Raw genomic sequence first — 18,137 nt, 5'->3', positions numbered from 1 at the left:
CCCACAGAGGGATTGCGCTGCGGCATCGCACCGGTCTGACCCGGCTGCGGCGCTCCCCCCTGCCCCGGACCACGCGGCGCGGGTCCCGGCTCCCCCGGTGCGCCCGGTCGCGGCGTCGCTCCACCTCCCAGCGCTTTGCCGCCCGGAGCACCTTGACGCTTGAGCATATTGGCGGCGAGGCCGCCCCGCGGCTGCGCCGGGGGCTCGCCCTGGCCGCGCTGCGGAAGGTTGGATCCCGGCTGAGCGGCGGGCGCGGACGGACCATTCGCACCCGGATCCCGCACGGGTAGGCCCGGTCTCGCCCCACCCGGCGCGGAACCGCCCGGCGCGGACACGGTGTGCTTGACGGTCGGACCGTTCACACCCGGTTGACGGGTCGGCAGACCACCCGGCACCTGGGCGCCCGGCTGGCGAGTGGGCAGACCGGTGGCGGCACTGGCCGCGGCCGGGGCGGCAGGAGCCGGGCTCGGGGCGGCGCCCGCCGCCGTGCCCGCCGGAATCGGCCCGCTCACACCCGGATCCACGGTGACCATGACATTGCCGGTCGCCGTGCGGGTGACCGCGCGCATCTGCATGGAGGCCGGGGCACCGGCCTGGTTGCCCGCACCCTGCGGCGCGGACGCCGTCGGGGCCGGAGCGGGAGCCGGCTGCTGCTGTCCCTGCTGCGGCGGAACCGAGATGGCGCCACCCGGCGAGACGATCAGCGGCTTGGGCACGTGCACGGTGACGGTCACACCCGGATCCCGGGCGGTGTCGAAGGTCGGGCGCAGGCGCACGGTCAGGCCGTGGCGCTCGGCCAGGCGGCCGACCACGAACAGACCCATGTGACGCGCGGTGTCCGGGCCGACCTCGGCCACGGCCTCCAGTCGCCGGTTGATCTCGGCCATCTCGGCCGGGGGCATACCGATACCGCGGTCCGCGACCTCGATCAGCAGACCCTGATCGTGGGCCTGAGCGAAGGTGAACTTGACGTCGGTCTCCGGCGGAGAGGCGCGCAGCGCGTTGTCCAGGAGCTCGGCGAACAGGTGCGCGAGGTCGGACGCGGCGGGCTCGACCAGCGAACCACGCGGGGTGGCGCCCAGCTTGACGCGCTCGTAGTCCTCCACCTCGGAGATGGCGGCGCGCAGCACGTCGGCGATCTCAACCGGCGCGGACTTGGTCCGGCGCTGCTTGGTACCGGCCAGAATCAGCAGGTTGTCGCCGTTTCGCCGCATACGGGCGGCGAGGTGGTCGAGACGGAAGAGGTTCTCGAGCAGGCGCGGGTCCTTCTCGTCGTACTCCATCGCCTCGATGAGCGAGAGCTGATGGTCGACGAGGGACTTGGAGCGCCGTGCCAGGGTCTCGAACATGTCGTTGACCTGGGTACGCATGGCGTGCTGGGCGGCGGCCAGGCGCAGCGCCTGACCGTGGATGTCGTCGACGGCGCGAGCCAGCTGGCCGACCTCTTCGTCGGTGTGCACCGGCATCGGTTCCAGCGGAACGTCTTCGGGGTCGGCGCCCTCACGCAGCGCGGAGACTTCCTGGCCGAGGTCGTATTCGGCGACGCGCAGGGCGGCCAGGCGCAGACGGCGCAGCGGGACGATCATCGCGCGCGCGATCAGCACGGCCAGCGCCAGGGCGCCGAGGATGGTGGCGATCACGATGATCGAGTAGCGAATGGCGTCCGAACGGGCCGCCGCCGCGAGGTCCTCGACTCGGGACACGATGTCCTTGGTCGCGCCCCCCGCGATCGACTGATAGCCGTTGATGCTCGCGACCAGCGAGTCCTTCAGCTCGGCCACCGGCAGCTGACCGGCCAGCGCCTGCGGGCCGTTCACCAGCTGCACGCGGGTGTCCGCGCCACGCTGCAGATCGGCGACGGTCGCGTCGCCGTCCGGGAAGCGGTGGGCCAGCACGGCGAGCATCTGCCGCTCGGTGCTGACACTGATCTGGATGTCCTTGAGGCCATCCTTCGGGTTGCTGCGGAGCGCCTCCGCCATGCCGGCGACCTCGTTGAACAGCATCCAGCGGGTGTTCAGCGAGTCGACCAGGCGCAGCTTGGACTGGTCCACGTTCTTGTCGGCGATGGTCGCCACGATGGATTCCACCGTGCGCACGCTGTCGCCACGAATCCGCTCGACCTGGGCGACGGTGTCGGGAATCGACTTCGAGGGCGCGAGGCCCTGCGCCCGGATCGCCTTGGCGCCCACGATCATCTCGTCCAGCGCCGAACGAGCGGTGGGGAGGTCACTCAGCCGGGTCGCGGCCTTCTCGGCGAACGAGATCGCCGTATCCAATTGAGTGAGTTCCGGGTCCGAGGTCAAGGACTGGTTCGGGCCCAGCATGACCATCTGGCCACTGGCCACCTGCGCCGCGTCCGCACTGAGACCGGTGATCGCCGGGATCACCCCGACGTGGTCGGTCGCCGTCGAGAGCCTGCTCGAATCGGCGAACTCCGCCGAGATCCTGGACGCACCCAGCACAACAGCGACCAACAACGGCACGGCGAGCACCGCCGTGACCTTCCATCGCAGGTCCCAGTTGCTCAGCGCCCAGCGCTTATTGCTGCCGGACCTAGCGGCGTCACGCATCTCCCACTCACTTTCCAAACTGGCCCCAGCCACGCGCCATCAGCGAGCCTCCGAGCGATCGCACGCTCGGCTCGACAGACGGAGCTGACCGAGAACGGCGGCTGGCCGAGAAATTGCGTCCATGACGGCCGAAATATGTGACATGCGATTCTAACGGATCAATAACTTCTTGTGTGACCTCTTGGCAACCACCGGTCCCTGACCTGCCTATTCCAGGCAAAATCAAAGGTCGCGGCGCCCGCCCGGACGTCGCGTGAAGTCTGCCACAATCAGGCTGATCTATCGAGGCGGGCATCTTCAGCGCTTCTCAGGACACAAGGCGGAGCTAGGGAGTCACCGGGTTGAACGCGAAGCAGGAGTACCGACCGGCGTATCAGCTGAGCCTGGTCGATCCCTCGGAGTTCTGGCGCACCGCGGCCGAATCCATCAGCTGGGACGTGCCTCCCACCCAGATTCTCGATACTGCCGCCCGCCCGGCGGCGCGGTGGTTTCCCGACGCTCGCCTCAACACCTCCTACAATGCGCTGGATCGGCATGTGCGCGAGATCACAACTCCCGAAGGCTCTTCCGAGGGCCAGGAGGGAGGCCGCGCCCAACAACCGGCCCTAATATACGACTCGGCTATGACCGGGTCCAGGCGGATTTACACATATCGGGAGTTGCTCGACGAAGTCGCCCGATTTGCCGGATCCATGCTGCGACTGGGCGTCAAAACCGGTGACCGCGTCGTCATCTATATGCCGATGATTCCCGAGGCCGTGATCGCCATGCTCGCCTGCGCCCGGATCGGCGCGGTGCACTCGGTGGTCTTCGGCGGTTTCGCCGCCCACGAACTCGCGGCCCGCATCGACGACGCCGAACCTGTGTTGATCATCACGGCCTCCGGCGGCCTGGAACCCGGACGCCGCATCGAATACCCGCCGATCGTGCTCGCCGCCCTCGACCTCGCCGAGACCACCGCCCCGAGAACCGTGCTGGTCAAGCAGCGGGAGGGCTTCCCCACCATTCGTTTTCCGGCCGAGCAGGCCGCCACCGACTCGCTGCCCGCCTCCAGCGAGACCGTGGTCGCCCGGTGGCTCGATTGGGACGAGGCGCAGATCGGGGCGGAACCGGCCGATCCGGTGTCGATGGCCGCGACCGATCCCCTCTATATCCTCTACACCTCCGGCACCACCGGGAAGCCCAAGGGCGTGGTCCGCGACAATGGCGGCCACGCGGTCGCCATGGCCTGGTCCATGCGCAATATCTACGAGGTCGGCGCGGGGCAGACCATGCTCACCACCTCCGATATCGGCTGGGTGGTCGGGCACTCCTACATCGTCTACGCGCCGCTGCTGGTCGGGGCCACCACCGTGCTCTACGAGGGCAAGCCGATCGGGACCCCCGACGCGGGCACCTTCTGGCGCCTGGTCGACGAGTACCAGGTGGACGTGATGTTCACCGCTCCGACCGCGCTGCGGGCGATCCGCCGCGCCGATCCGGACGCCGCGCTCGCCCATCAGCACGATCTGTCCCGGCTGCGGGCGCTGTTCTGCGCCGGGGAACGCCTGGACCCGGCCACCTACGAGTGGACCGTGGAGACCCTGCTCGCCGACCGCCCCGACTGCCCGGTGGTGGACCACTGGTGGCAGACCGAGACCGGCTGGCCCATCTGCGCGAACCCGCTCGGACTGCAGCAGCTTCCGATCAAGCCCGGTTCGGCGTCGGTGCCGGTGCCCGGGTACCGGCTACGGGTGCTGGACTCCGAGGGCAACGCGGTCGCCCCGAACACCGAGGGCAATATCGTCATCGGGCTGCCGCTGCCGCCCGGCACCCTGACCACGCTGTGGAAGGACGACGAGCGGTACGAGCGCTCCTATCTCTCCGCCTACCCCGGCCACTATCTGACCGGGGACTCCGGCTATTTCGACGAGGACGGCTACCTGTTCGTCCTGGGCCGCAGCGACGACGTCATCAATATGGCCGGGCACCGGCTGTCCGCGGGCGGGATCGAGGCGGCCATCGCCGGGCATCCGGCCGTGGCCGAGACCGCGGTGGTCGGCATTCCCGACGAGCTCAAGGGACAGCGGCCGATCGGGTACGTGGTGCTCAAGACCGGCGTCGACATGGAGCCCGAGCGGCTGCGGGCGGAGATCATCGACCGGGTGCGGGAGCGGGTCGGGGCCATCGCCACCCTCTACGACGTGGTCGCGGTCACCTCGCTGCCCAAGACCCGGTCGGGAAAGATCCTGCGCCGCACCATGCGTCAGATCGCCTCGGGTGAATCCTTCGAGGTGCCGCCGACCATCGACGATGCCGCCATGCTGCCCACGCTGGAGAGGCAGATCCGCGATGCGGTGACCTTGATGGAGGACAAGGAGCGGATCGCCGCCGCCGAGGCCGCGGTCGCCACCACTCCGATCCGCCGCCCGGATCCGGCCGCCGCCGATCCGGCCGCTCAGCCCGGGGATCAAGCCGTCTCGGGCTAGCCTCAGAGTCTTTTCAGAATTGGCTCATCGACCTCCTAGAGCGGTCGTTTAGCGTCGGTCGGGCGCGCGGGAATCGCGCGCGACCCGTTGCTGTGCCTACTGAGAAGAAGGTCGCTGTATGAGCTTCGTCCGTAATCGTCGTGCCGGTGCGCTCTTCGGAGCCGGTGCGGTCGCCGCCGTCGCCCTCGCCTTCGCGCCCGCCACCGCCTCCGCCTCGCCCGCGGATCTGGTTGCGCCGCTCCTGAACTCCACCTGCAGCTTCGCCCAGGTGGACGCCGCCCTGCACGACAAGTCCCCGATGCTGGCCCAGTACCTCGATCAGAACCCCGGCTACAAGGCGGAATTGAAGGCCAAGTTCGACCTCTCCCCCGCCGAGCGACAGGCCGAGCTCGACCAGTACCTGCGCGACAACCCCGACGCCGCCGACCAGGCCGCGAGCGACCCGCGTGCGGGCGGAATCGCCGCCGCCATCCAGCAAGTCGCCGACTCCTGCCACAATTACTGACCGCCGCAGCGCAATACTGGTGGTGTGCCACCCCCGGGCGGCACACCACGCATGTTCGCGGCCCGTCTCGTTCCTGGACTGCGGCTTGATCGACCTCCGCGTTGTAGCGGGGAGCGAAGCGGAGGAGCGGAGGAGGGCAGAACGAGACCTCCAGGGCCACGAACCCGCCCGGAGCGAAGCGGAGGGCAAATTGGACGCAGCGGTACCTACAGTCCTGGTCGTCGACGACGATGAGGATGTGCTCGCATCGGTCGAGCGCGGGCTCCGACTGTCCGGTTTCCGGGTGGTGATCGCCCGGGACGGGGCGGCGGCGCTCCGCAGTGTCAATGAATTCGCCCCGGACGCGGTCGTGCTCGATATGAACATGCCGATCCTGGACGGGGCGGGCGTGGTGACCGCGCTGCGGGCCATGGGCAACGAGGTGCCGATCTGTGTGCTGTCGGCGCGCAGTTCGGTGGACGACCGCATCGCCGGGCTGGAGTCGGGGGCCGACGATTACCTGGTCAAACCGTTCGTGCTCGCCGAGCTGGTGGCGCGGATCAAGGCGCTGCTGCGGCGGCGCAGTGACGCGCCGACGTCCGCGATCCCGGGCGCGATCACCGTGGGGCCCTTGGAAGTCGATGTCGCGGGCTATCGGGCGCTGCTGCACGGCACCGAGATCGAGCTCACCAAGCGCGAATTCGAGTTGTTGTCCACGCTGGCCCGCAGCGCCGGGGTGGTGCTGAGCCGGGAACGGCTGCTGGAACTGGTGTGGGGCTACGACTTCGCGGCCGACACCAATGTGGTGGACGTGTTCGTGGGTTATCTGCGGCGCAAGCTCGAGGTCGAGGGCACCCCGCGCCTGCTGCACACCATCCGCGGCGTCGGGTTCGTCCTGCGGGCGCCGAAATGACCTCCGCGGCGGGCCCTTCCGCGCCCGGGGGCAGCCGCCGCCGCTGGTCCTACACGCTGCGGGTGCGCGTCGCCGCCGCCGCGGCGCTGGGCGCGACGGTCATCGTGGCGATCCTGAGCTGGATCACCATCTACGCCATCGGCCGCAGCAATATGGCCCAGGCCGATCAGCAGTTGTCGATGGTGTCGCGCCTGGTGTTGATCCAGCCGGTCTTCGCGGTCAATGTGGTCGACATCCTCGCGCCCAACAAGGAAATGGCGCTGACGGTCCGTCTGAACGACCGCGCGCTGGCCAGTACGCCGGTGAAACTGCCGGTGCTGCCGGTCGGCAATGCCACCGTCACCGTGGACGGCAATGCCTATCGGGTGCTCACCACCACCGAGGCGCAGCCCGCGGGACAGGTTGTGTCCCTGGGCATTCCGACCAATCAGACCGAGAAGACCATCAACGAGCAGCGGCGCTGGGTGTACCTGGCCGCGGCGCTCGCGGTGACCGCGTCGGCGGGGCTGGGCTGGCTGTTCGGCGGGCGCGCGGTGCGGCCGATCGTGAAACTCACCCGGGACCTCGACGAGCGCGGGCCCACCGGGGAATCGGAAGTCCCGCTCTCGGTGGACGGTTCGGGCGTGAAGGAGGCGGACAAACTCGCCGAGGCCGTCAACACGCTGCTGGAACGGGTGGATCGGGCGCAGGCCGAGACCGCCACCGCGCTGGAGACCGCCCGCGATTTCGCGGCGGTGTCCGCGCACGAACTGCGCACCCCGCTCACCGCCATGCGCACCGACCTCGAGGTGCTCAGCACCCTGGACCTGAACGAGGAACAGCGCCGCGAGATCCTCACCGACCTGCAACGCGGTCAGAACCGGGTGGAGACCACGCTGGCCGCGCTGGAACGGCTGGCCGCCGGCGACCTCACCCATGAACGCGACCATGTGGTCACCGACGTGGTCGAGCTGTGCGACGCCGCCGCGCACGACGCCATGCGGCACTTCCCGCAGCTGAAGGTGTGGATCGAGGCCGACGCCGAGCTCGTCACCCGGGGCCTGCCCACCGGGCTGCGGCTGGCCGTGGACAACGCGCTCACCAATTCCGCGCGGCACGGCGGGGCCACCGAGGCGCTGGTGACGGCGCATCGCGCGCCCGACGGACGCATCGTGATCACCGTCGACGACAATGGCCGCGGCCTGCCCGCCGACGAGCGGGAGCAGGTGTTCGCGCGCTTCTTCCGGGGCAGTCAGGCCACCAAGGGCGGGTCCGGGCTGGGTCTGGCGCTGGTGGCGCAGCAGGCCCAATTGCACGGCGGCCGCGCCTATTTCGACGACGGCATGCTGGGTGGGGTGCGGCTGGTGCTGGAGCTCCCCGATCGCGGGGCGTGGCCGCCGCCACCCGCGCGGATGTGAACGTACCGGTCTTTACCGAACTCTCAGACATCCATCAGAGCAGCGGACATACCCGGCCTCTACGGTCTGAATCGTGTTCGGAAAACGTGCTCGCTGGGTCCTGATCGTCCTGTTGCTCGCCGCCGCGGTCGCGGCGAGCGTCGTCGGCATCGGCCGCCTGCGGACCGCGCCCACGGCGGTCGCGCTCGTCAACGGCGATTCCGGCCCGCTGGGCGCGCGCATCGCGAAGGACTTGCAGGCCAGTGGAATCCGGCACTGGGAGGTCGTCGACGAGGCGAGCCCCACCGACTACGCCGCGGTGATCACGCTGCCCGCCGACCTGACCGCCGACATCAACTCCCTGGTCACCGACAAGCCGAAGAAGGCTCAGGTCACCGTGGCCACGCACGACCGCGCCGACCCGAACCTGGTCAACGACGCGGTGAGCGAGGTGACCAAGAAGGTCAGCGCGGCCGGGCTGGACACCCTGTTCTCGACCATGAACACCGCGCGCCTGCAGGTGTCGCAGATCGCCGGGACCTCGGGCATGCTGAGCGCGGGCGTGCAGGCGGCCGCGGACGGCGCGCAGCAGTTCTCCGGCGGCGCGGATCAGCTGACCGACTTCCTGGCGCAGGCGAAAGCCGGTGCGGGGCAACTGACTTCGGGCATCGACGCCCTGAACACCACCCTGTCGGCGGCGACCACGCAGGCGAATCAGCTTGCCACGGCACTGGATTCGACCGGCGTCACCATGTGGCAGGTCTCGCAGGCGGCGAGCGCGCTGTCGGGCGGGCTCAACGTGGTGGTGCCGTTGTTGCAGGGGCTGCCGATCGCCACGGATCCGCAATTGGCGAGTGTGATCACCCAGTTGCAGGGTCTGCGCAATATCGCGAATCAGGCGGATGTCCAGCTCAGTGGCTTCGCGAATCTGACAGGCACGCAAGTCACTCCAGATACCAAGGTAGGGCAGCTGCTGCGCGACGCGGCCGGACGACTGAATGACGCAAGCGCCCAGTTGAATCAGGGCGCGTCGCTGGCGCAGAGCATTCCCGCGATCGCCGATCAGGCCGGCGCCCAGCTGGTCACCGCCATGCAGGCGCTGACCGGCGGCGTGGCCCAATTGCAGTCCGTCACCAAGCTTCTGAGCAATCAGACCAACCAGGCCATGGGCGCGCTCCCCCAGCTCGGCGTGCCGCAGCAGACCGTGATCGCGGCCGCCCTGACCGATCCCGTGGACATCGTCCGAAAATAACGTTCGCAAACAATCAGCAACGATCAGCGATTCACCGGAGTACACTGTGCCCGAATTGCTCTAATCGACCCGTTTCATGAGCTCGTCCGCTTCATCCGCATCTTGGCTCCACTCAGCGCCCGGTATCGGAGAGGAAACGATCGTGAGCATGCTGATCGCCGCACACGACATGTACGGCACGGTTCTCGCCCAGCTCGGCAATCCCACCGCGGAAACCCCGCCCATGGCCGACAAGATGATGAAGATGTTCCGCTACTTCACCTGGTTCACCCAGATGTCCGGCATCGCGGCCATCACCTACGGTGGCGGGCGTTTCGCCTGGGAGAAGTGGGGCGGCGGCTCGGCCTCGCCCAAGATGGTCGCCAACGCCATGCTGGGCGGCGCGACCGCCACCAGCGCGGGAACCATCATGAACGCCATCGTCGGATAGCGATTCGGGAGAGAATGCGGGGGCCATACCCCCGCATCCTCTTGGGGAGGAACCGATGACCTACGGCAACGATCCCTACTCGCAGCAGCCGCAGCAGCCTGGCTTCGGGCAGCAACCACCCGGATACGGGCAGCCGCCACCTGGGTACGGGCAGCAGCCACCTCCCGGTTACGGCCAGCAACCGCCCGGCGGCGTTCCTGGGCAGCCCGGGGGCTACGGCTACCAGCCGGGCTACGCCGCGTACCCCGCCCCGCCCTACGCCAGCTGGGGCGCGCGGGTCGGCGCGTACCTGATCGACCGGCTGATCGTGTTCGTGCCCGCGGCCATCTTCTACACGCTCGGCTTCGTCATCGGATTCAAGGACGCCGACTGCGTGACCGAGCAGACCGACACCTCCTACAGCACCAACTGCTCGGGCGGGCTATCCGGCGCGGGCGTCGCGCTCATCGTCGTCGGCGCCCTCATCGCCTTGGCCGGCGCGCTCTGGCTCATCTACAGGGAGGGCACCACCGGCCAGACCCCCGGCCGGAAGATGCTCAACATCAAGCTCGTTCGCGAAGCGGACGGCCAGGTGCTGGGCTTCGGTATGGCCTTCGTCCGCCAGCTCTGCCACTTCGTGGACAGCCTCGCCTGCTATATCGGCTGGCTGTGGCCGATCTGGGACGCCAAGCGGCAGACCTTCGCCGACAAGATCATCGGCAGCATCGTGGTCAAGGTCTGAGATCGGACGAGGAGACAATAGTGCCCGCCGCGCGGAATGCGCGGCGGGCACGCGTTTTTCAGCGACCCGGAGGCGTCAGTTCACGACGTCCAGCAGGTCGATGACGAAGACCAGGGTCTTGCCCGAGAGCTGGTGACCGCGGCCGGCCTCGCCGTAGGCCAGCTTCGGCGGGATGGTCAGCTGACGGCGGCCGCCCACCTTCATGCCGGGGATGCCGTCCTGCCAGCCCTGGATCAGGCCGCGCAGCGGGAAGACGATCGACTCGCCACGGTCCCAGGAGGCGTCGAACTGCTCGCCGGAGTCGTACTCGACACCCACGTAGTGGACATCGACGGTGTCGCCGGGCTTCGCTTCACTGCCCTCACCCACAACGAGGTCCTTGATCACGAGCTCGGCGGGGGCGGGGCCGTCCTGAAACTCGATTTCCGGCTTGCTGCTCATGGGCTGTCCTCTTCGATTAGGGGATCGGAACGTGATCTACCCTATGCCCCGCCCATTCGGCCGCCCCGGGCGGAGGCGAAAATGGGCGAGTGGCCGAAGTGATCGATATCGACGACCCCGCCGATCCGCGGGTCGCCGATTTCCGCGACCTCAATAATGCCGACCGCCGGCCCGATCTGCCGGGCGGAAAAGGCCTGGTGATCGCGGAGGGCGTGGTGGTGGTGCAGCGCATGCTGGCGTCGCGGTTCACGCCGTTCGCATTGTTCGGCGTCGCGAACCGATATGAGCAGCTGCGCGAGGATCTCGCGGCGGTGGATATTCCGTATTACCGGACCAGTGCCGCGGTGATGGCCGAGGTCGTGGGATTCCATTTGAATCGAGGCGTGCTCGCGGGGGCTTATCGGCCGCGTGAACTCGGCGCCGCGGAAGTACTGGAGGACGCGCGCACCGTCGCGGTGCTCGAGGGTGTGAACGACCACGAGAACATCGGTTCCATCTTCCGCAACGCGGCCGGACTCGGCGCGGACGCGGTGCTGTTCGGCGACCGCTGCTCGGATCCGCTGTACCGGCGCGCCGTGCGCGTGTCCATGGGGCACGTGCTGCGGGTGCCGTTCGCCCAGCTGCCGCCGTTCCCGGCGGGCCTGGAGGTGCTGCGCGAGCGCGGTTTCCAGATCGTCGCGCTCACCCCGAACCCGAAGGCGGGCACCCTCGCCACCGCCATGACCGGCGACCGGGTGGCGCTGCTGCTCGGCGCGGAAGGCCCCGGGCTGACCGAGGAGACCATGCGCGCCAGCGACATTCGGGCCCGCATCCCTATGACTCCCGGCACCGATTCGCTTAATGTGGCGACAGCGGCCGCCATGGCCTTCTACGAGAGAGTGCGTGCGCAGTGAGTCATCCGCCCGACGGACCGTACGGATACGGATATTCCGAACCCACGCCGTGGGCCAGCGGCATCGCCGTGGTCGTCATGGTGGCGGCGCTGACCGCGACGGGCGTGTACGCCTTCGGGGCGGCGCTGGCGCAGATCCATCCGCTGCTGTCGGTGGTGGTCAATCTGATCGCGGTGGGCGGGGCCGCGCCGACGGCCTGGCGCTGGCGGTTCGCCCCGGTGACCCGCTGGGTGATCGCGGGACTGGGCGTGGGCGTGCTGGTGGCCTGGCTGAGCCTTCTGCTGTCCTGAACCGGCCGGGGAGAATTCGGTCAGGAGACGCGGTCCCGGCCGCGCAGCCAGCCGAACAGTCCGCGTCTGCCGTTGCCGTGCTCGATCGGGGGTTCCGGTGCGCTGTCCAGCCGCGGCGCTTCGCCCCGGGGGTACAGCGAGAATCCGCAGACCTCGATCTGGTCGGGGGTCGGGGCGTCCGCGGAAGTTTTGCCGCGGTAACGGAATCCGAGCCACTGCTCGTTGGCGGCGTCCGCGAAGGCGGGCGGATCGAAGGGCAGCAGCTGTGGGTCGAGCAGTTCGCCGGGGGCGAGGACGATCGGATGCTCGCCCGCCCAGTACTGCCGCTCCCAGACCCGCGGCATGCCCTCGTCCTCGAGGATATTGACCCGGGTCGCGCTGAAGGAGCGGCGGAATTCGCCACGCTCCCAATGCGCGAACGCGCCCCAGCCCAGCGACAGGTCGTAGGAGACCAGGTAGGTCTGCTCGGAGGCGAGCGGGCGGACCAGCAACTCCGGCAGCCGGGTGGGCCGCGGCAGCGCGGCCTGGGTGGAACACACCACCGTGACGCCGGGATAGCAACCGATGTACATGGATTCGGGGTCCGGGCCCGCCCACACCTTCATGCTGCCGGAGGCGGCGGGCACCACGTCCCGGTCCGGATTGAGCTGCCGGGCGAGCGCGAAGGCGGCATCGGGATCGGGTCCCGGATGCGCGCGCAGCACGGCCACCGGATCGGGGGCGTCGACGTACCACAGGGATGAGACCGTTGATGGCACCGACGTCACCTCCCTCGCGCAATGGCTACTTTCGAGCAACGCATAGCGGCCGGTCGGAGCCTAAATCGATCGGCCGGGACCGACCCGCCAACAGGATTGAATCTACCCCCGCGACAGCCCGAAATGCGGCTGTTGCCAACGCCGTTTCGCGGCGCGGCGACGAACGACATGCCGGAAGATCAGCAACCCACCGGCATTCGTGAAGATCGAAAAAGCGTCAGCGACTCGAGCCGAACGCGATCAGTGACCCGAGCTGCGCACGCCTAGAAGCACGTCCTCCCAGGACGGCATCGGCGCCTTGCCGCCACGCTTGGCCCGATTCGGCTTCTGCGCGTTGGACTTCGCCGCGGGCTGCGCGGGAGTCGGTGCCGCTTCCGGGGCGGGCTCGGCGGCCGGAGCCGGAGCGGGCGGGGTCGCGGGCGGCACCGGGGCGGTCGCCGCCGGAGTCGCGGGCTGCGCCGGAGCCGCCGGTTCCTTCGCGGCCGGAGCCGGAGCGGGAGCCGGAGCGGCCGCGGTGGTCACCGGCACGGTGCCGTCGCCGACCGCGGCGCGCTGCTCGTAGTAGTCATCCACGTTCTGCTGCTGGGCGACTCGCGCGGGGGCGGGCTCGTAGTCGGAGCCGCGCTCCTCACGCACCACGGGCGCGGGCGCGGGAACCGCCTCCACCACCGGATCGGTCTGGTCCGGCAGGATGGTCGCCAGGCCGCGCAGGGCCCGGCCGAAGTCGGGGTCGATGAGGTCGGAGGCCGGATCGTCGAGCGGCACCACGGAGCCGCCGTGCGCGTCGGGCTGGTAGCGCCAGTGCGCGGCGATCACCGAACGGCCCGCCTGCCACTGCAATTGGGCCACCCAGTAGCCCTTCTCGTCCTTCCAGGCGTCCCATTCGGCGACCTCGATATTGTGGCCGCGCTCGGCGAACGCGGCCGACACGATCTCGATCAGGGTCTCCACGGCGGGGCCGTCGTTGCGGACCGGGTGCGCCTTCTGCGCCAGCTCCGCGGCCCGGGCGCGTTCCAGCAGAACGGGATACGCGAAACGTTCGACGCGAGACAGCGGCATGCCCGACTCTTCGGTGACCTGCTCCACCGAGGCGCCGGCACGGATACGAGCCTGGATATCGCGAGGGCGCATCGTGGCTTCCGTTTCGATCTCGATTTGGCCGAATCGGGCAAGATCTCCGCGGGCGGCGGCGCGCAGTTTATCGTCGGCGGCAAGCCGGTACTTCTGGCCGCTCTCCGTATCGATGCACACGATATGCGTGGAATCGGGCGTCAATCCGATTACTCGAAGTTCACGCACCGTTACCTCCTGTTCGCTGCGCAACTCACAGCTATAGCTAGGCTCGCGACACCGCCCACGTTCTGGAACAGTAGTGCACTTCTGTGAATCATGGGGCAAGACACGCGGCGCGGAAATCTGTTCCCAGACTTCCGCGCCGCATTAGTGTGATCGATTCGCCTCAGCTCCGAAACCGGGTTTCGCGAGGCGCGTTCGCCCGGTCAGATGCCATTTCTACTGATCAGCCGAGCTTTTCGACGACCCAGTCGACGCAGCGGGTCAGCTGCGACACATCGTCGGGGTCGATGGCCGGGAACATGCCGATACGCAGCTGGTTACGACCCAGCTTCCGGTACGGCTCGGTGTCCACGATGCCGTTGGCGCGCAGCACCTTCGCGACCTGCGCGGCGTCCACGCTGTCGGCGAAGTCGATGGTGCCCACGACCTGCGAGCGCAGCGCCGGGTTGCCGACGAACGGGGTGGCGTACTCGCTGGTCTCGGCCCACGAGTACAGGCGCGAGGAGGAGTCGGCGGTGCGCTTCACGGCCCAGTCCAGACCGCCATTGCCGTTCATCCACTCGATCTGGTTGGCGAACAGCAACAGGGTGGCAAGCGCCGGGGTGTTGTAGGTCTGGTCCTTGGTGGAGTTGTCGATCGCGATCGGCAGCGACAGGAACTCCGGGGTCCAGCGACCCGAGTTCTTGATCTCCTCCACACGCTCCAGAGCCTTCGGGCTCATCAGCGCGATCCACAGGCCGCCGTCGGAGGCGAAGCACTTCTGCGGAGCGAAGTAGTACACGTCGGTGTCGGCGATGTTCACCGGCAGACCGCCCGCGCCGGAGGTGGCGTCGATGGCGACCAGGGCGTGCTCGGAACCGGCCGGACGCGACACCGGGATGGCGACACCGGTCGAGGTCTCGTTGTGGGCCCAGCCGATGAGGTCGGCCGACGGGTCGGAGGTCGGCTCGGGGGCGTCGCCCGGCTCCGACTTCACCACGATCGGGTCACCGATGAACGGGTTGCCCTTGGCGACCGAGGCGAACTTCGAGGAGAACTCGCCGTTGCTCAGGTGCAGCGACTTCTCGCGGATCAGGCCGAAGGCGGCGGCGTCCCAGAACGCGGTGGTGCCACCGTTGCCCAGCACGACCTCGTAGCCGTCGGGCAGGGAGAACAGGTCGCGCAGACCGGAGCGCACCCGCGCCACCACGTCCTTGACCGGCTTCTGCCGGTGCGAGGTACCGAACACCGAAGCGCCGGTATCCACCAGGGACTGCAGCTGCTCGGGGCGGACCTTGGAGGGGCCGCAACCGAACCGTCCGTCGGCGGGCTTGAGATCGTCGGGGATGGTCGGGAACGCAGAGGTCATGGCGACAAGGGTAGTGGGGCTGGCACCCGCGCTCACGGCCGGGTCCGGGTGAAAAAACAATCTCGCCAGCGGGTTCGACAAACGGCGCGTATCGCTGTGTGCCTCGCCACAGACGCACTACGGTTCAGCACCATGGACATGGCCGCGGACAAGCGACCGAACACCGCATCCGACCAGCAGACCGCTCCCGCCCCCGGGCTGCCCCCGGATTCCGCGCGGCCGCGGCCCGGCAACGGGCCGCGTCTGGGCCTGCTGGCGCGCCTGTCCTCGCAGTTCGGCTCACGCGGCCTGACCCGGCGGGGTCCCGTTCTCGACGACGCCGCCCGCCGGGCGCTGCTGCTGCACGGCCTGGAGGGCACGGCCACCATCCTCGGCGTCCGCGACGACGGGCCCGCCCCGGAGTTCTGGATGCGGGTCCAGATCGAGGGCCGGCACGGCTACGAGACCCGGGTCCGGCAGCGGGCGGCCGCCGCCGACCGGGAGTGGATGCAGCCCGGCGACATCATCCGCTGCCGGGCCGATCCCGGCGATCCCGACCGGGTGGTGCTGTATCTACCCGCGCCGGAGGAGACCTCGCGCACCAATATCGCCAAGATCCTGGCCGACGGCCGCCGCGCCCGCGCCACCGTGCTGGCCGCCACCCCGGTCGCGGCCGATTACACCGGGCGCGACGATCCGGTGCTGCGGCTGGACCTGGAGCTGCACGCCTGGGACGAGCCCGGCCCGTGGCGGGTGCGGGTGGTGCAACCGGTGCCGCTCTCGGCGCTGGAGCTGGTCGATCTGGGCCGGCACCTGGATGTGGCGTTCTTCACCGTGGATCGCGGCGAATCCGTGGCCGTCGACTGGGCGGCCTCCCGGCGCAACTGACCGTCGCGCCGGAGGCGGGCCGAAGTGCTAGGGCAGATGCACGAATTGGAAGCCGTTGGCCTTCAGCGCCGGGAGCGCGGCCAGCATGCCCGCACCGGTGCCCGACTTGGGCCGATGCATGTGGGCCAGGGAGATGCCGCCGGACTTGGCTCCCGACATCGCCGACTGCACCTGCGCGGCCGAGGCGGTCGCGCCGAAGTCCGCGTTCACCGTATAGCCGACCGGGGTCTCGCCCAGGTCCTGCACGATCGACACCGCCACCTCGTCGTAGTGGGCGGTGCCGGCGCGGAAGAACCGCGGCCCGTGCCCGGTCAGGGCGGCGATGCGCTGGTGGTTGCCCCACACCTCGTCCACCGCGGCCTGCGCGGAGGCGGTGCCCTTGATCTCGTAGGCGGCACGGCCGTTCACCGAGAGCGGGCAGTGCGCGGTGCCGTGATTGCCGATCTCGAACAGCGGGTTGGCGGCCAGCTGCCCGGCACGGGCCGGGTTGGCGTCGATCCAGCGCTTGTTCAGGAACAGGGTGGCCGGGATCTGCTGGGCCTGCAGGAAGGCGAGCAGGTTCTCGTCGATGTCGTTGTTGCCGGGGCCGCCGCAGGCGTCGAAGGTGACGGCGAACTGCTTGCCGGTCGGGTTGAAGCCGGTCAGGATGCCGTCGACGTCGACACCCCAGGCCTTCGGGGTGCGGCCCGCGTACTTGGCCGCGACGGCGTCCGGGGACACCGTGGAGACGGGTAGCCGGGCCGGCGCGGAGGCCGGATCGGCGGCGCCACGCGGTGGATCGAGGATGCGGTCGGACGAGTTGCCGTTCGCCACACCGCATCCGGCGGTGACGAGGCCCGCGGCCAGCGCCGCGCCCGCGGCGAAGAAGCCGCGCCTGGACAGTCCTGCGTCGAGCACCGGAGCAGGTTATGTCAATCCCGGCGCGCAATCTACGGCCTGAATCAGGATTCTCGCCGCCGTCGCGGTCTGGCAACCAATTCGCCACCGCAGTTGGGGCATCCGTAATCCATTGTTCGACCACACGATTCACAGAAGGTGCACTCGTAGCTGCAGATCAGCGCCGGACCCTCAGCAGGTAAATGGGCAATCTCGCATCGTTCACAGCGTGTCCGCATTTCCAGTGCCATCCGGTCTCCTCGTCCGCGCGCTTCCGGTCCCCCGTGCGCGAGTGTGATCGATTTCCTTTTCATATCGAAGGCCCGAGTGCCCCAGACTGTAGCCTGCCTGTCCGAATCAACCCTTTTGCAAGGAAGCGCATTGACTTACCCGAACAACCCGTACCCGCAGCAGCAGCCGGGGTACGGCTACCCGCCCGCCGATCAGCCCGCCCCGGGCTACGGCGCGCCCCAGCCCGGTTACGCGGCCCCGCCGCCGGGTTACGGCGCGCCCCAGTCGCCCTACGGCGCACCGCAACCCGGCTACGACGCTCCACAGCAGCCCGTCTACGGGGCCCCGCAGCCCGCGTACGGGGCTCCCCAATCTCCTTATGGCGCACCGCAACCCGCTTACGGCGCGCCCCAGCCCGGTTACGCTCCGTTCGGGGGGTTCGGAGCGAATTACGCGAGCTGGGGCACACGAGTGGGCGCGCGGCTGGTGGACACCCTGGTCGTGATGGGCCCGTTCATCCTGCTCGACGTCATCGCCAACACCGCGGGCACCTCGGAGCCCGAGTGCACGACCACCCGCTACTCGACCTACTGCGACTCGGGCACCATGAACGCCCTGGGCTTCATCTGTGTGCTGATCGGCTTCGTGGCGCTGGTCGGGGCCGGGCTGTTCATGGCCTACCAGGAAGGCACCACCGGCCAGACGCTCGGCAAGCGGGTGGCTGGCATCCGGTTGCTCAAGGAATCGACCGGCCAGCCCGTCGGTTTCGGCATGGCCATCGTGCGCTACTTCGCCGAGATGGTGAACACCCTCTGCTGCTACCTGGGCTGGCTGTGGCCGCTCTGGGACGAGAAGAAGCAGACCCTCGGCGACAAGATCATGGGGACGATCGTCGTCAAAGCGTAGGACGAAAAACAATGGCC

General features: G+C 69.0%; 18 protein-coding genes. 11 read left to right on the top strand and 7 right to left on the bottom strand.

Translation table 11 applies throughout. The features are described from left to right. The coding region (locus ACFV4K_RS26495) for an ATP-binding protein (RefSeq protein ID WP_379278529.1) at positions 1–2,570 on the bottom strand (2,570 nt) is incomplete at its 3' end. A gap of 341 nt (positions 2,571–2,911) precedes the next feature. Between ACFV4K_RS26495 and ACFV4K_RS26490 the strand changes: the two genes are divergently transcribed. The 7 genes from ACFV4K_RS26490 (at position 2,912) to ACFV4K_RS26460 (ending at position 10,214) form a co-directional block, all read left to right on the top strand. After that, a complete protein-coding gene (locus ACFV4K_RS26490; protein WP_379278527.1) occupies positions 2,912–5,038 on the top strand; it encodes an AMP-binding protein in 2,127 nt (708 codons plus the stop codon). Between the two features lie 118 nt (positions 5,039–5,156). Continuing rightward, on the top strand, positions 5,157–5,543 hold the full coding sequence (locus ACFV4K_RS26485) for a hemophore-related protein (protein WP_379278526.1): 387 nt from the start codon (positions 5,157–5,159) through the stop codon (positions 5,541–5,543). Between the two features lie 190 nt (positions 5,544–5,733). Then, a complete protein-coding gene (locus tag ACFV4K_RS26480) occupies positions 5,734–6,435 on the top strand; it encodes a response regulator transcription factor (protein WP_379278524.1) in 702 nt (233 codons plus the stop codon). Further along, on the top strand, positions 6,432–7,832 hold the full coding sequence (locus ACFV4K_RS26475) for an ATP-binding protein (RefSeq protein ID WP_379278522.1): 1,401 nt from the start codon (positions 6,432–6,434) through the stop codon (positions 7,830–7,832). The genes ACFV4K_RS26480 and ACFV4K_RS26475 overlap by 4 nt, the downstream gene beginning before the upstream one ends. 73 nt (positions 7,833–7,905) lie before the next feature. Further along, positions 7,906–9,063, top strand: a complete 1,158-nt coding sequence (locus tag ACFV4K_RS26470; protein WP_379278520.1) for a hypothetical protein — start codon at positions 7,906–7,908, stop codon at positions 9,061–9,063. 148 nt (positions 9,064–9,211) lie between these two features. Further along, positions 9,212–9,493, top strand: a complete 282-nt coding sequence (locus ACFV4K_RS26465) for a hypothetical protein (RefSeq protein WP_357089931.1) — start codon at positions 9,212–9,214, stop codon at positions 9,491–9,493. Between the two features lie 55 nt (positions 9,494–9,548). After that, entirely contained in the window at positions 9,549–10,214 is a 666-nt protein-coding gene (locus tag ACFV4K_RS26460) for an RDD family protein (protein ID WP_379278519.1), read from the top strand. A 75-nt stretch (positions 10,215–10,289) separates the two neighbouring features. Here ACFV4K_RS26460 and ACFV4K_RS26455 read toward each other — a convergent pair whose 3' ends face one another. Next, positions 10,290–10,655 carry an FKBP-type peptidyl-prolyl cis-trans isomerase gene (locus ACFV4K_RS26455; protein ID WP_357089426.1) on the bottom strand — a complete coding sequence of 122 codons (366 nt, stop codon included), beginning with the start codon at positions 10,653–10,655 and terminating at the stop codon, positions 10,290–10,292. Positions 10,656–10,744: 89 nt separating this feature from the next. Between ACFV4K_RS26455 and ACFV4K_RS26450 the strand changes: the two genes are divergently transcribed. Further along, positions 10,745–11,548, top strand: a complete 804-nt coding sequence (locus tag ACFV4K_RS26450; RefSeq protein WP_379278517.1) for a TrmH family RNA methyltransferase — start codon at positions 10,745–10,747, stop codon at positions 11,546–11,548. Then, positions 11,545–11,838, top strand: coding sequence for a DUF2537 domain-containing protein (locus tag ACFV4K_RS26445; RefSeq protein ID WP_379278516.1), 294 nt, complete (start codon positions 11,545–11,547; stop codon positions 11,836–11,838). The genes ACFV4K_RS26450 and ACFV4K_RS26445 overlap by 4 nt, the downstream gene beginning before the upstream one ends. Positions 11,839–11,858: 20 nt before the next feature. Here the strand turns inward: ACFV4K_RS26445 and ACFV4K_RS26440 are convergent, their stop codons facing one another. From ACFV4K_RS26440 to serC, 3 genes are all read right to left on the bottom strand, one after another. Next, complete coding sequence (locus ACFV4K_RS26440) at positions 11,859–12,596, bottom strand: DUF6928 family protein (protein ID WP_379278515.1); 738 nt, start codon at positions 12,594–12,596, stop codon at positions 11,859–11,861. A 240-nt stretch (positions 12,597–12,836) separates the two neighbouring features. Continuing rightward, the gene (gene sepH / locus ACFV4K_RS26435; RefSeq protein ID WP_379278513.1) at positions 12,837–13,895 is read right to left on the bottom strand and encodes a septation protein SepH; all 1,059 of its coding nucleotides are present in this window, start codon (positions 13,893–13,895) and stop codon (positions 12,837–12,839) included. Positions 13,896–14,115: 220 nt separating this feature from the next. Continuing rightward, a complete protein-coding gene (gene serC / locus ACFV4K_RS26430; RefSeq protein WP_357282542.1) occupies positions 14,116–15,240 on the bottom strand; it encodes a phosphoserine transaminase in 1,125 nt (374 codons plus the stop codon). A 132-nt stretch (positions 15,241–15,372) separates the two neighbouring features. On the opposite strand from serC, the gene ACFV4K_RS26425 reads away from it, so the two are divergent. After that, positions 15,373–16,107, top strand: a complete 735-nt coding sequence (locus ACFV4K_RS26425; RefSeq protein ID WP_379278511.1) for a hypothetical protein — start codon at positions 15,373–15,375, stop codon at positions 16,105–16,107. Positions 16,108–16,134: 27 nt separating this feature from the next. Here the strand turns inward: ACFV4K_RS26425 and ACFV4K_RS26420 are convergent, their stop codons facing one another. Both ACFV4K_RS26420 and ACFV4K_RS26415 read right to left on the bottom strand, forming a co-directional pair. Continuing rightward, positions 16,135–17,004, bottom strand: a complete 870-nt coding sequence (locus ACFV4K_RS26420) for a polysaccharide deacetylase family protein (protein WP_379278509.1) — start codon at positions 17,002–17,004, stop codon at positions 16,135–16,137. A gap of 44 nt (positions 17,005–17,048) precedes the next feature. After that, positions 17,049–17,222, bottom strand: a complete 174-nt coding sequence (locus ACFV4K_RS26415) for a DUF1272 domain-containing protein (protein ID WP_379278530.1) — start codon at positions 17,220–17,222, stop codon at positions 17,049–17,051. A 142-nt stretch (positions 17,223–17,364) separates the two neighbouring features. On the opposite strand from ACFV4K_RS26415, the gene ACFV4K_RS26410 reads away from it, so the two are divergent. Next, positions 17,365–18,120 carry an RDD family protein gene (locus ACFV4K_RS26410; protein WP_379278507.1) on the top strand — a complete coding sequence of 252 codons (756 nt, stop codon included), beginning with the start codon at positions 17,365–17,367 and terminating at the stop codon, positions 18,118–18,120. Positions 18,121–18,137: the final 17 nt, after the last annotated feature.

The organism is Nocardia sp. NPDC059764 (assembly GCF_042732555.1).
Taxonomy (GTDB): Bacteria; Actinomycetota; Actinomycetes; order Mycobacteriales; family Mycobacteriaceae; genus Nocardia.
Note: the sequence above shows the minus strand (reverse complement) of the source record. Positions and strands in the feature narration are given on the sequence as shown.